Annotated in this window: 15 protein-coding genes; 8 read left to right on the top strand and 7 right to left on the bottom strand. The window is 35.9% G+C overall.

The window, feature by feature from the left end; genetic code table 11:
* Window positions 1-45 precede the first annotated feature (45 nt).
* Genes rsmB through def form a run of 3 tightly spaced genes read right to left on the bottom strand, consistent with a single transcriptional unit; the run spans window position 46 to window position 2,941 of the window.
* Window positions 46-1,407 carry a 16S rRNA (cytosine(967)-C(5))-methyltransferase RsmB gene (gene rsmB, locus Q4503_RS00075; protein ID WP_303601065.1) on the bottom strand — a complete coding sequence of 454 codons (1,362 nt, stop codon included), beginning with the start codon at window positions 1,405-1,407 and terminating at the stop codon, window positions 46-48.
* Window positions 1,408-2,403 carry a methionyl-tRNA formyltransferase gene (fmt, locus tag Q4503_RS00070; protein WP_303601064.1) on the bottom strand — a complete coding sequence of 332 codons (996 nt, stop codon included), beginning with the start codon at window positions 2,401-2,403 and terminating at the stop codon, window positions 1,408-1,410. It lies immediately after the preceding gene.
* Between the two features lie 22 nt (window positions 2,404-2,425).
* Window positions 2,426-2,941 (bottom strand): peptide deformylase, encoded by a 516-nt coding sequence (gene def, locus Q4503_RS00065; protein WP_215971620.1) that lies wholly within the window; start codon window positions 2,939-2,941, stop codon window positions 2,426-2,428.
* A gap of 127 nt (window positions 2,942-3,068) precedes the next feature.
* On the opposite strand from def, the gene Q4503_RS00060 reads away from it, so the two are divergent.
* The 4 genes from Q4503_RS00060 (at window position 3,069) to Q4503_RS00045 (ending at window position 6,551) form a co-directional block, all read left to right on the top strand.
* Window positions 3,069-4,169 carry a LysM peptidoglycan-binding domain-containing protein gene (locus tag Q4503_RS00060; protein WP_215971619.1) on the top strand — a complete coding sequence of 367 codons (1,101 nt, stop codon included), beginning with the start codon at window positions 3,069-3,071 and terminating at the stop codon, window positions 4,167-4,169.
* 54 nt (window positions 4,170-4,223) lie between these two features.
* Window positions 4,224-5,363: a DNA-processing protein DprA gene (dprA, locus tag Q4503_RS00055; protein WP_303601063.1), complete on the top strand. Its 1,140-nt coding sequence runs from the start codon at window positions 4,224-4,226 to the stop codon at window positions 5,361-5,363.
* Between the two features lie 26 nt (window positions 5,364-5,389).
* Window positions 5,390-5,863 (top strand): DUF494 family protein, encoded by a 474-nt coding sequence (locus tag Q4503_RS00050; protein WP_215971617.1) that lies wholly within the window; start codon window positions 5,390-5,392, stop codon window positions 5,861-5,863.
* Window positions 5,864-5,984: 121 nt separating this feature from the next.
* Window positions 5,985-6,551, top strand: coding sequence for a type I DNA topoisomerase (locus Q4503_RS00045; RefSeq protein WP_303601062.1), 567 nt, complete (start codon window positions 5,985-5,987; stop codon window positions 6,549-6,551).
* 68 nt (window positions 6,552-6,619) lie between these two features.
* On the opposite strand, the gene Q4503_RS00040 is transcribed toward Q4503_RS00045, so the two are convergent.
* The gene (locus Q4503_RS00040) at window positions 6,620-7,777 is read right to left on the bottom strand and encodes a 5-(carboxyamino)imidazole ribonucleotide synthase (RefSeq protein WP_215971615.1); all 1,158 of its coding nucleotides are present in this window, start codon (window positions 7,775-7,777) and stop codon (window positions 6,620-6,622) included.
* A gap of 9 nt (window positions 7,778-7,786) precedes the next feature.
* Window positions 7,787-8,269, bottom strand: a complete 483-nt coding sequence (purE, locus tag Q4503_RS00035) for a 5-(carboxyamino)imidazole ribonucleotide mutase (protein ID WP_215971614.1) — start codon at window positions 8,267-8,269, stop codon at window positions 7,787-7,789.
* 266 nt (window positions 8,270-8,535) lie between these two features.
* On the opposite strand from purE, the gene Q4503_RS00030 reads away from it, so the two are divergent.
* A complete protein-coding gene (locus Q4503_RS00030) occupies window positions 8,536-9,093 on the top strand; it encodes a Sua5/YciO/YrdC/YwlC family protein (RefSeq protein ID WP_215971613.1) in 558 nt (185 codons plus the stop codon).
* A 113-nt stretch (window positions 9,094-9,206) separates the two neighbouring features.
* Here Q4503_RS00030 and Q4503_RS00025 read toward each other — a convergent pair whose 3' ends face one another.
* Window positions 9,207-9,614: a group II truncated hemoglobin gene (locus Q4503_RS00025; protein WP_215971612.1), complete on the bottom strand. Its 408-nt coding sequence runs from the start codon at window positions 9,612-9,614 to the stop codon at window positions 9,207-9,209.
* A 315-nt stretch (window positions 9,615-9,929) separates the two neighbouring features.
* On the opposite strand from Q4503_RS00025, the gene Q4503_RS00020 reads away from it, so the two are divergent.
* From Q4503_RS00020 to Q4503_RS00010, 3 genes are all read left to right on the top strand, one after another.
* Window positions 9,930-10,634, top strand: coding sequence for an OmpW family protein (locus Q4503_RS00020; RefSeq protein WP_215971611.1), 705 nt, complete (start codon window positions 9,930-9,932; stop codon window positions 10,632-10,634).
* A 112-nt stretch (window positions 10,635-10,746) separates the two neighbouring features.
* The gene (gene aroE, locus Q4503_RS00015) at window positions 10,747-11,559 is read left to right on the top strand and encodes a shikimate dehydrogenase (RefSeq protein WP_215971610.1); all 813 of its coding nucleotides are present in this window, start codon (window positions 10,747-10,749) and stop codon (window positions 11,557-11,559) included.
* A gap of 9 nt (window positions 11,560-11,568) precedes the next feature.
* The gene (locus tag Q4503_RS00010) at window positions 11,569-11,799 is read left to right on the top strand and encodes a hypothetical protein (RefSeq protein WP_215971609.1); all 231 of its coding nucleotides are present in this window, start codon (window positions 11,569-11,571) and stop codon (window positions 11,797-11,799) included.
* Between the two features lie 56 nt (window positions 11,800-11,855).
* Here the strand turns inward: Q4503_RS00010 and Q4503_RS00005 are convergent, their stop codons facing one another.
* Window positions 11,856-12,401, bottom strand: coding sequence for a gamma carbonic anhydrase family protein (locus Q4503_RS00005; protein WP_215971608.1), 546 nt, complete (start codon window positions 12,399-12,401; stop codon window positions 11,856-11,858).
* Window positions 12,402-13,298 lie beyond the last annotated feature (897 nt).

Genomic DNA, 13,298 nt, shown 5'->3' with positions numbered 1-13,298 from the left:
TTTTTCTCAAATTAGCTTGTGTGTTTTAAATATAGAATAATTTTATTAAGCTTCTACTTTTAATAGTTTAGCGTAATAAAAACCATCCATATTATTTTCACCAGGCAATAATTGCCAACCGATAGTTCCTTTAGCTTGATTTTGCTCACAATCAATAGGAATTAATTTTGCATCAGTATTATTTTTAATAAAGTGTTCTATCTGTTCGTTATTTTCTTGCGGTAAAATACTACAAGTAGCATAAAGTAAAGTACCACCAGGTTTCAGTAAAGACCATGTTTCTTTTAAAATTTGCTGCTGTAAAATAACTAACGCGTCAATGTCACTTGCCTTGCGTAACCACTTTATATCAGGGTGGCGACGAATTACACCTGTTGCCGAACAAGGTACATCTAATAAAATACGGTCAAAATATTGTCCTTGCCACCATGTTTTTGCATCGGCAGCATCGGCAGCAATAACTGTCGCTTCTAAGTTTAAACGTGCAAGGTTTTCTTGTACTCTGACTAAACGGCTAGCTTCTATGTCAATTGCGGTCATTGACGCTATTTCAGGATATTGCTCTAATATATGGCAAGTTTTCCCACCGGGTGCTGCACAAGAGTCGAGTACTACATCACCTGGTTTACAGTCTAATAAACGTGCAGCTTGCTGAGCCGCGCCATCTTGTACTGATATCCAACCTTGTTCAAAGCCTGGTAGCTTTAACACATCAATAGGGTGTGTAAGTTCGATACCTTGGCTTAATGGCTCAACAGAATTAATTGATATTTCTTCCTCGGCTAATAGTTTTTGATAACTTGCACTATCGTGACAGCGCTGATTTGCTCTCAACCACATCGGCGGCTTTTGCTGGTTTGAGGTAAGTATTTGTTGCCACTTATCAGGATAAGCTTCTTGTACTTTTTTAATAAACCAGCTTGGGTGGTTGTATTGTATTGAAATAGGAAGTGTTGAATCAGGTATTGTAGATTCAGTTGCTGTGCTTTTTTCTGTAGCACGAACAAAATTACGTAAAACAGCATTTACTAATGCTTTCATATGACGATTTTTAAGCGTACCTGTTGCTGCTACAGTTTCACTTACAGCCGCATGATCGGGAATACGCATATATTTTATCTGATATACACCAACTAATAATAGAAAATGAAATACACGTTGTTTTCCCGTTAAGGGTTTTTGCATTAAGCCACGAACATCATTTTCTAACTCAGGTAAGTAGCGCATTACGCCATAACAAATTTCTTGTAATAAGCCTTTATCTTTCGCTAACGCTTTGTCTTGCTGTTTTGGGAGTTCATCACCTAAACTACGTCCTTGATCAATAACGCTATAACAGCATTTAGCTGCTAATGCTCGAATGTTAACTGGCTTTTGATTCTGTTGTTTGGGGGCTGTAGTCGTCATTTAGCGCACAACACTGTTAGTATCAGTACCGTTGATCTTAGCACCTACGGTGAACCAATCAGCTCGACCGTTTAATATATCTTTAATTGGCAAGGCTTTTTTATTTGGTAACTGTAAAACCTCTAAACAAATGGCGCCTTTAGCTGTGGCGACAACAATTCCTTCTTTATCTACAGATATAATGCTACCAGCTGGTTGTGTTACCTTCATTTCTTTAACAGATGCTTGCCAAATTCGAATGCGATGTTGTTTGTTACTTTCAGAGTTATCAGTAAATGTAAATTGTGCTACAGGCCAAGGAATATAAGCACGAATCTTTCGATCTAATTCATCTGCTGTTAAATTCCAGTTTATTTCTGCTTCGTTTTTATCTAATTTATGTGCATAGGTAGCTAGAGCATTATTTTGCGTGATAGCTTTATGCGTACCTGTAGTCATTAACGCTAAGGTATCAATTAATGCAGTTGGGCCAAGTTGAGCTAATTTCTCATAAAGGCTTGCACTGGTATCATTATTTTCAATGGTACATTCAGCTGTTAAGATCATATCACCGGTATCTAGCCCTTTATCCATTTGCATAATGGTAACACCCGTTTTTGGATCGCCAGCCTCTAATGAACGTTGAATAGGTGCAGCGCCTCGCCATTTAGGTAGTAATGAGCCGTGTACATTAATACAACCTAAATGTGGTGTTGTTAGAATTATTTCAGGCAGTAATAGGCCATATGCGACCACTACCATAACATCAGCATTATATTGTGCTAATTGTTGTTGAGAACTGAGTTCTTTGAAATTAACGGGTTGCTCAATGGGTAAGTTATTTTCAAGAGCTAATAACTTAGTAGCACAAGCAGTTAATTTTTTACCACGTCCGGCAGGTTTATCTGGCGGGCAATAAACAGCAACAACATTATGTTGGCTATTAATAAGGGCTGCTAAATGTTGCGCAGCAAAGTCGGGTGTTCCAGCGAAGATGATATTTAATGGCTTTAACAAAGGTATTTCCTAAAGGTAAAAGTTAAGCGTTGGCTTTATCTAAACGTTCTTCTTTTTCTAGCTTTGATTTGATACGCTGACGCTTGAGTGGCGATAAATAATCGACAAATAAAATACCATTCAGATGATCAAGTTCGTGCTGAATACAAATGCTTAATAATTCTTCACCATCAAGTGTAAATTCTTCACCATCGCGATTTAAAGCTTTCACGGTGCAAGTTGTATGGCGATTAACTTTTGCATAAATGCCAGGGACGGATAAGCAGCCCTCTTCATTTACTATTGTTTCTTCGCCTTTACTGATGATTTCTGGGTTTATTAATACAATGGGTTGGTCACCATTTTCAGAAACATCCATTACAACGATACGTTGATGAATATCAACTTGAGTGGCTGCTAAGCCAACTCCCTTTTCGTCATACATGGTTTCTAACATGTTATCTATAATGGTTAAAGTTTCGTCTGTAATTTTACTTACAGGCTTAGCCTTTGTTTTTAAACGAGGATCTGGAAAACGTAATACAGTTAAAATAGTCATAAGCTTACAAATGTTTGATAAAAGAATTAGCGATAATGCTTTTAGAGTGTTATGTTTAACATTATAGCAATTAATAATACAGCATTTCTATAAAAGCATGAAAAACCATAATAAAGGAACGAGTCACATGCTAAAAAAAATAATGTTAATACTTACGTTGTTTGCATGTCCTTTTATTTCACTCGCAGAAAAATTAAAGATTAATGATGATGCACCAACGACTTATGTCGTAAAGAAGGGTGATACGCTTTGGGATATTTCATCTGTTTTTCTCAATCAGCCATGGCTTTGGCCTAAACTTTGGCGTTTAAATCCTGAAATAAAAAATCCGCATTTAATTTATCCTGGTGACATAATCTCGTTAATATTTGATGAAAATGGTGAACCGCAGTTATTCCTTCAAACAAATAAAAGTAAACCAAGTTATAAATGGTCGCCGAAAATCAGGCATATAAATAAAGAAGACTCTGCTATCCAGTTATTGCCTTTAAAAGTAATAGCGCCATATATTAACTATGACCATTTATTTAGTGCAGAGCAGCTAGCGCAATTTCCTTATGTGATAGGCAGTGATGAAGGTTATCGATCAAGTATTAATGGCTTTAATGTATATGTTAATAAAAATCTATCCCTATCAAAAACATATGCTATTTATAATAAGGGTGAAGAGATTATTGATCCTGAAACTGATAAATTATTAGGCTTTTATGTTGACTTAGTTGCTACAGGCCAGGCAATTGATAGCGGTAATATAGAAGATAACACGCCAGCAACACTTAAAGTGAGTACTGCCAAACGTGAAATACGCTCGGGTGATTATGTTGTTCCGGTACATGAAGGGCAAATGTTTCCTTCAGTCTTTACTATGAAAGCTGCTGATGAATCATTTCGTGGATCTATTATTAAAGCGACAAGTAATGGTCGTGAGTTTGGCAAGTTAGAAGTAGTGATGCTTAATCGTGGCTTTGAGCATAACGTCACTATTGGTGACGTTATGGCGATAAAGCGCTTAAGTCCAAGTGTAGTAAAAACAAGATCAGGACCTGAATATACAGATGAAGCGCCTTTGTGGGATCGTTTGTTAACACCTAATGGTTCAAGCTATAAAATGCCTGAAGAGTATTTAGGGGAGTTGATGGTTTTTAAAGTTTATCAACAAGTAAGTATGGCATTAATATTGAAAACAGAAAAACCAGCTCGTTTGAATGATGTCATTACTGCGCCATAATAAGGTGCACTATAAAGTTTTGTATTAAAGGTATGTGTCTTAGGGAGAAGACAAATGCAAAAAAGCAAAATTCATTATTGGTTAGCTTTAAAGCTGGTATCACGATTAGCTATTCATAAAAAATTAGCGCTAGTTGAATCTTATGGTTTAACTGCGCTTTTTTCATCTTCAGCAAAAAAAAATCCCAGTTTCACATCAGCCAATAGTTTAACAGCAAAGCAACTCGCTTCGTTTTATCAACCTGATTGGCACAAAATTGATGATATTATTCGTAATAGCAAGAATTGTCACAGCGAAATAATTGTCTTTGATGATCCTGTCTATCCACAGTTGCTTAAACAAATTTACGATCCACCTTTAGTGCTTTTTGTACAAGGTAATGCAAAACTATTAAACGAAACTCAATTGGCTATTGTTGGTAGTCGCTCTGCGAGTATCAATGGTCGAGAGACGGCTTTTGAAATAGCACGACAATTGGTTGAAAGTGGTATAGTTATCACTAGCGGCTTAGCTTTAGGTATTGATGCTGCGGCGCATAAAGGCGCGTTAACAAATTGTGCAAGTACTATTGCTGTAGTTGCTACCGGGCTCGATAATATTTACCCCTCAAGGCATCGAGATCTCGCTGCTAATATTCTTGAAAAAGATGGGGCTATCATTAGCGAATTTTTACCAGGAACTTTACCTAAGCCTGGGCACTTTCCCAAACGAAATAGAATTATTAGTGGTTTAAGTGTGGGAGTGCTAGTTGTAGAGGCAGCTTTACAAAGTGGTTCACTTATTACCGCTCGTTGTGCTTTAGAGCAAAATCGTGATATTTTTTCAATACCTAGTGGCATTAATAACCCTCAAGCAAAAGGGTGTCACTGGTTAATTAAACAAGGCGCTAAACTTGTAGAGGAATCGGCCGATATAATAGATGAGTTAGCGTTTATTAATAATTTTGATTTACAATTGAAACCACAACATAAACCCCAATTAAATATAAATGAAGAAATAGATGGAAAAAGCTTAAATAAGGACTTGTTTGTTGATGAATTGTTGGCTAGTGTGGGATTTGAAATTACGCCTGTAGACAAAGTAGTTTCAAGAAGTAAGCTACCTGTTGAAGAAGTGCTAACTCGGTTAACAATATTAGAGTTGAATGGTCTGGTAGCTGCAGTACCCGGAGGCTACCTTAGATTACATAAATAATAATCATAAGGAATAAGGGGCTAGTTATGTTCGATATTTTAATGTATTTGTTTGAAAATTATATACATAGTGAAGCCGAAGTCATGGTTGATCATGACATATTGACAGATGAATTGACTCGAGCAGGTTTTCATCAAGATGAGATATACAAGGCGCTTAATTGGTTAGAAAAACTCAGCGCTTTACAAGATTCTGATGCATATCCTTACTTAACACGTGTCGGTAATAAATCTTTTCGTATTTATACTGAAGATGAAATGCAATTTCTCGATACAGAAAGTCGAGGCTTTATTTTATTTTTAGAGCAAGTAAATGTTTTAGATTTTACAACACGTGAAATGGTGATTGATAGAGTTATGGAACTCGACACTAATCATTTCTCTATCGATGATCTGAAATGGGTTATTTTAATGGTGCTTTTCAATGTTCCTGGTCAAGAAAATGCTTATTCACAAATGGAAGAGCTGATTTTTGAAGAGCAGGAAGGCCCTTTACATTAAATGCTATTACTATTAACTGGCTTATTTATTAAGTCAGTTAATGTTGGCATATTGTTTAAACAACAATTATGACATAATAGCTTATCTTGTTATGTAAATAGCGGCTATAGATCAACAGACAATGTCCAAGTCAGATAATCCTTTATTCTCCCATCACGAACATGCTTTAGAGAAAGAATATCAAGTGTGCCCAGAATGTGGCTCTGAACTTTCTATTAAGCATGGTAAAAGTGGACCTTTTTTGGGGTGTGTTAATTATCCTAGTTGTGCTTACACTAGGCCCGTTGTTGAAAATGAACGTGTTGAAGATAAAATTCTTCAAGGTAGCGAATGTCCTAAATGCAATCATAATTTAGCTGTAAAACAAGGTCGATATGGCATGTTTATCGGCTGTAGTAACTTTCCTGATTGTGATTATATCGAGCATGATGAACCTAATGAATTAGCTGATATATCTTGTCCTAGCTGTAAAAAAGGTTTAATTAAAGAAAAGACGAGCCGCTTTGGTAAAAAGTTTTATTCGTGTGATGCTTATCCCAAATGCAAGTTTATTGTTAATTTTGAACCAGTAGTAGGAACATGTCAGCAATGCGACTATCCTCTATTATTAAAACGAAATATGGCTGCAGGCGTCAAGTATCAATGCGCTAGTAAAAAGTGCTCAGCAATGCAAACGATAACATCATAAAAAAGACGCTAATTAGCGTCTTTTTTAGTTAAACATCATTAATAATACTGATGTTTAATTATGAGTGCTTAACTATGTTTATTAAGGTAGCTAGTCGAAAAGTCATTTAGATCAGGGAATGCTGATGGCGACAATAGCTTTGATAACGCGCTTAAGCGTTGCGCTAGCACGAATTCATTCTCACCACTTACGTTAATATGACCCATTTTACGACCAGCACGTTTACCTTTGTTATACCAATGAATAGTAACGCTTGGAATCGATAATACTTCGTTAGAAACAGTATCTTCACCAATGATGTTAACCATAGCCGTTGGTCGAACTAACGCTGTGCTACCTAATGGTAAGTCGCAAATTGCTCTTAAGTGATTTTCAAACTGACAAGTATCTGCACCTTGTTGAGTCCAATGTCCTGAGTTATGAACGCGTGGCGCTATTTCATTCACGAGTAGTTGATTACCCACTTGGAAAAATTCTATAGCTAGCACACCAACATAATTTAGTTCATCGGATATGGCTTTAAAAACCTGCGCGGCTTGATTTTGTAATGTTTCATCAACTTTCGCGGCAACAGATACACTCAATACACCTTGTGTATGATGATTCTCCGTTAAAGGGTAAGCAGCAACATCACCACTTCTGCTGCGTACTCCAATAAGAGAAACTTCTCGGTCAAAGCTGATCATTTGTTCCGCAACAATACCTTGTTTGACAGACGTTGTGGATGACTTGAGAAAGTTCTCCATGTCTTGCCAGATATTATCTGCGTCTTCTATTGATTTTAAGCGCCATTGACCTTTACCGTCGTAACCTTCTAAAGCACTTTTAAAAATAACTGGTAACGTTAATGATGCTAAAGCTGCAGTAAAGTCTTCTTTCGTTTGAATAAAGTAATGCTTTGCATTAGCAACATTGCATGACTCAAGTAGTGCTTTTTCTAAGCGTCTATCACCACCTATTTTTATTGCATTGCTACTTGGAAATAGTTTATTTGAGCGCTCGCATTCAGCGAGTGTGTCATGTGCAACATGTTCAAATTCAGCGGTGATAACTTCAGCATTAGTAATTCCTTGTGCTAAATCTCCATAAATGTGCTCGGGGCTAATAGGTTGAACGACTTTAAGGCTTCTTACATCAAATGCTTTCACATCTAAATTTAAAGGTGTGCCTGCTAACTCCATCATACGAGCGAGTTGGCCGGCACCAAGTACAAGAACTTTTTTCATTATGGATGCTTATTCTGCTGGGTTTGGGTTATTTAAAATAGTTTGTGTTTGATTTTTTCTAAATTCTTCAATATTTTGTTGAATTTTTTCATCAAACGTACCAATTATTTGAGCTGCAAGTAAACCTGCGTTGGCTGCACCAGCGGTACCTATAGCTAAAGTACCTACGGCTATACCTTTAGGCATTTGTACAATAGATAATAATGAGTCTTGCCCATTAAGCGCTTTAGATTGAACTGGAACTCCAAGCACTGGTAAGCAAGTATATGCGGCCGTCATGCCTGGTAGGTGAGCAGCGCCGCCAGCGCCACCAATAATAACTTTAATGCCTCTGTCTTTAGCACTTTCAGCGTATTCAGCTAACAAATGAGGAGTACGGTGAGCTGAAACCACTTTGGTTTCATATTTTACACCTAATAGATCAAGCATTTCTGCTGCATGTTGCATTGTTGGCCAATCTGATTTTGACCCCATGATAATACCCACTGTCATGAATTTGCGCCTTTTGAAAAAGTATAATGTTCTAGCTAAATGAACAAGATTAATAAAGAAGCCTTTTATTATAACCTTGTTTCACGTAATACGGAATAATGAAGTTTTCTTTGCAAATTCTATTGTAACACCATACAAATTTTAATTATGCTCAACTCATCAATATAATGTGAACACCGAATCTCAATTTATTGAAATTGCTATTAGGTGTTCTATAGCTCACTTTGTTAAGATTGCAGCATAGTAGTTTATTGAAAGAGCGTATTGTGGACGAAATATCTGTTGTAGATGTGTTTTTGAGTGGAGGTATTATTGCTTATCCAACTGAAGCTGTATTTGGTTTGGGTTGTGATCCCGACAATGAACAGGCGGTTGAAAAATTATTAGCGTTGAAAAATAGACCTGTTGAGAAGGGCCTTATTTTACTTGCGGCTAATTATTCGCAATTATTACCTTATATTAATGATGATCTTATCCCTCCTGATAAAAGGTATACCGTTTTATCTAGGTGGCCTAATGGAATCACACAAGTTGTGCCTAAAAATAATAATACAGCTACTTGGCTAACAGGAAAGTTCAATACCATCGCTGTTAGAGTGACAGATCAACCAGATGTTGTTGCATTATGTAAGCAAACGAACAAACCTATTATTTCAACCAGTGCAAACCTTTCAGGAAGTGAACCCGCAATGACGTGGCAAGCGTTAGAAAAAAATGCAGAATTAGCATCAAAAATAGATTTTATCATTAAAGGTAAAACGTTAGGGTTTACACAACCGTCAACGATTATTGATGCGTTAACGGGTGAAACATTCAGAGCGTAGTTGTTAGAACTCGAGAGAGTGTTTAATTTTTTTAGTGCATTAAATGGTTATGGCTATTTTTTAAAGGGGTAGCCTTTCATCTATAATCACATTAAACGAACTGTACAATTTTATTAGCAATTGACCATATGTGACGCCATTTGATCAAAGGCTTGTCTTAGGTGTTGCTCAATTTCTTTATCGTCAATCACTTTTTTCATTGCGTTATTCATACATAGCATCCACAAATCACGTTGCTTTTTAGTTACCTGAAAAGGCATATGTCTTGCTCTTAACTGTGGATGACCATATTTTTGTTCAAATAATCTAGGCCCACCTAACCAACCAGAAAGGAATTCAAAAAACTTCTGTCTGATATTGTCTAACGGTTGTTTATGAATGGCTAATAATTCTTGTAAATGAATATTAGTTTCCATTTCATCATAGAATGCTTCAGCCAAATTACGAGTACCTGACTCTCCACCAATAAGTTGATATAAGCTATTTTCTTGTACATTATGATTGTTTGATTTTGTGACCATGGAAATTATTCTTTTAAGTTTACTAAACATATTGATGGGTAATAACGTAAGAGGTTTTATATCACTATATTCAAGTATTATAACCTGAGTTGATAATGAAGCCATATTTAATAAGGTTAATAAAAGCAACGGTATTAATAATGAATGAAAAAGAGCAACTTTTAGCCTAGATAATGGCCATAATTAGAGTAAATACTTGATCGAAATCAACTTTAAAATCACTTTTGTTTTTTCACTAAAAAACATTGTCTGAGATCAAGGTTTTTGTTGGCGGTAGGATTATTATGTCCCTAATTAATTTAAGGACATAAAAACATGAAACATTCTATATTAGCAATCGCATTATTATCACTTTCTTTACCATCTTTAGCTAACCAAGCTGGCGATATAATCGTTCGTGGTGGTGCAACTATGGTTTCTCCAGATTCTGGTTCAGCTGGTGTAGCATTAGATGGCGCACTTACACCACTATCTCTTACTGTTGATGATAATACTCAACTTGGTTTGAACCTAGTTTACTTTTTTGACAGTAACTGGGCAATTGAGCTACTTGCGGCTACACCATTTACTCATGATGTTAAGTTACAAGATCCTGATGGTGTTACAAGTTCAGTTTATGGTATTGATCTTAATGGTGCTACTCTTGCTGAGGTTACTCATTTACCACCAACGTTAAGTGCATTATATTATTTTGATACAGGAACTGCTTTTAAACCTTATATTGGTGCAGGTATTAATTATACTATTTTCTTTGATGAGAAATTCACATCAACACCGAGAGCTGCAGGGTTTAGTGAACTCGAACTAGATAACTCTTTTGGCTTGTCAGTTCAAGTGGGTATGGATTACGAACTTGATGAAAATTGGTCGCTGAATATTTCAGCGCGCTATATCGATATTGAAACAGATGCTAAGTTTGATTTGTCTGATCCATTAGATGCAGGATTATCAGGAAGTGGTAGTGCAGCAGTTGATATTAACCCAATGGTATATTCAGTGATGCTTGGTTATAAATTTTAATCATATTAGTAATAGAATATAATTTAAAAGCAGTAATTTATTACTGCTTTTTTGTGTTCTTAAAATAACAATTCGGTTAGGCTACGAATATTATTTTTATAGGGCTAACATTATGGATCAATATCGTGTTTTTGGTAATCCCATTAAACAATCTCGTTCACCTTTCATTCATCAATCATTCGCACAAGCAACTAACCAAGTACTGAATTATGAAACTCAATTTGCTGAACAAGATGGTTTTCATCAAGCTGTAACTGAGTTCATTGCTCTTGGTGGTAAGGGCGCTAATGTGACAGCACCATTCAAAGAACAAGCAATGGCGATGTGTGATGAGTTAACTGAGCATGCAAAATTCTCTGGTGCGGTTAATACGTTAACCTTTAAAAACGGTAAGATTTATGGAGATACTACTGACGGTATTGGTTTAGTGAATGACTTACTAGCTCATAATGTGTGTCTTAAAAATAGTCGAATATTATTACTCGGTGCTGGCGGCGCTTCAAAAGGGGTAGTGTTACCCTTATTGAATCAAATTCCAAAAAGTTTAACTATTGCTAATAGAACAGTTTCTAAAGCTCAAGCGATTGTTGAACAATATACAAATCAACCTCTTTCTGCTTGCTCCTTTGAAGAAGCAAATGAACAAGAGTTTGATGTCATTATTAATGCGACGTCTGCTGGTTTAACTGGGGCAGGGTTGCCGATAGCTGAAAAACTTATTACTGAAAATAGTGTTTGCTACGATATGACTTATGGCAAGGAACTTACCCCTTTTTTGCAAAAAGCAACAGAATTAAAGGCTAAGCAAGTTATTGATGGATTAGGAATGCTTGTAGGCCAAGCTGCGGAAAGTTTTTACATTTGGAGAGGGATAAAGCCAAATGTTGATTCTGTTATTGTGAAATTAAAATCATCTTTTTCATAGGAGTAAATTTTGAACCAAGCAATATTATTTAATGATGACTTCTCTTTTAGTGTAGAAGAGTGTGCATGGTGTTTTACGGGTCAGGCATCAGGGCAAAAAGTGACAATATATTTTCATTCTGCAGAACTTGAAAAATTAAAAGCTATTGATGATTGTACAAAGTACGACTTAGAAGAAGTTGCTGAGCTCTGGTTAGAGAAAAATGAACTAGAGGGAAGTGATATTCATATTAAAATATGATGACTCATTAAACGCTGTTTATAAGTATAGTGAGTCATCAAATCATTGAGCAAACTCTAATTATTTTGATTTAAGTAGTCATTTTTCAACTCGACGTAATTTTCAGCTGATTTTTTTAGAAAATCAGCTTCACTTTCTTTTAATTTTCTTGCCTGCTTTATCGGGTTCCCCATATATAGGTAACCACTAACTAAGGTTTTATTCGGAGGCACTAAACTACCGGCACCAATAAATACATCATCTTGCACAACAGCACCATCCATAATGATAGCTCCCATACCTACTAAAATACGATTGCCTAAAGTACAACCATGCAACATACATTTATGGCCAATAGTTACATCTTCACCAATTATGAGCGGATTTCCATTTGGGTTATGTTCGCTTTTACGAGTTACATGCAGAACGCTACCATCTTGAACATTAGTTCTGGCGCCTATAGTAATTCGGTTTACATCGCCACGCGCAGCCACTAATGGCCAAATACTTACATCAGCGCCTAAGGTTATATCGCCAACAAGTACTGAGCTAGAGTCAATATAATTAGTATGGCCTAGAGTAGGGGATATCCCATTGTATGTTCTTAAATTAGCAGTAGACATAAAATACCTTAAATAAAATTTAGTAAAAGCTATAGGCAAAATAGCATAAAACTATTGGTAACTTAATAAATGAAGTAAAAAATGGTTGAAGAAGATAAATAGCTGCTCTTGTATAGGTTTTATTATTTGATGAAGAGCAGAGGTATTGTTTGTTTAAACGGCAATATCAATAAGCTTTGTATCATTGTTGAGCACTTAAACAAATAATTGAACTTTTTGATAAATAATAGTTGACGGTAGAAATAAAATCTCTACAATGCGCTCCAGTTCCAAGGGGTTCAGGCAAAACGAATCATCAATGGGCTGTTTTAATAAGTTATCTACTTTCATTTAATGCTAAATAGTTAACTTAACGTTTACTTTTGATTTAAGTAATGAAGTGTTTAAGAGTTTGCAAAAACTTTTAAAAATATCAAAATAAAATGTTGACATTAAAACTCGGAAGCGTATGATACGCATCCTGCTTCGGGGCAACAGCAACGAGCAACACGGGTTAAGCTAGAAAATAGTTCAGCTTAATTTGTTAGGTGAAGAGCGAATGCGACTCTCATCTATATCGACTAACCTAGTTACTCGATATCTTCTTTAACAATTAGTTATCATGCAATTTGTGTGAATACTCACATTAACTTGTTTTTACATAGTTCTTCTTTCTTAGGGAAGCGGAACAAAAAAAACGCTTAATGAATGATGTTCATGCAAATAAATATAGTTACTTATTTCTAGCGAGATAGGTAGCGACTATGTAATGCGATATCAGCTTTGCTGGTATCACGACAGAATTCATTGAGCAGTAACACATCACTTTTACTTAGGTAATAATGGTGAGGTTACACAAACGATTTTTAATTGAAGAGTTTGATCATGGCTCAGATTGAACGCTGGCGGCAGGCTTAA

The organism is Colwellia sp. 6_MG-2023 (genome assembly GCF_030547765.1).
Taxonomy (GTDB): Bacteria; Pseudomonadota; Gammaproteobacteria; order Enterobacterales; family Alteromonadaceae; genus Colwellia.
This window is presented reverse-complemented; position numbering and strand designations above follow the sequence as displayed.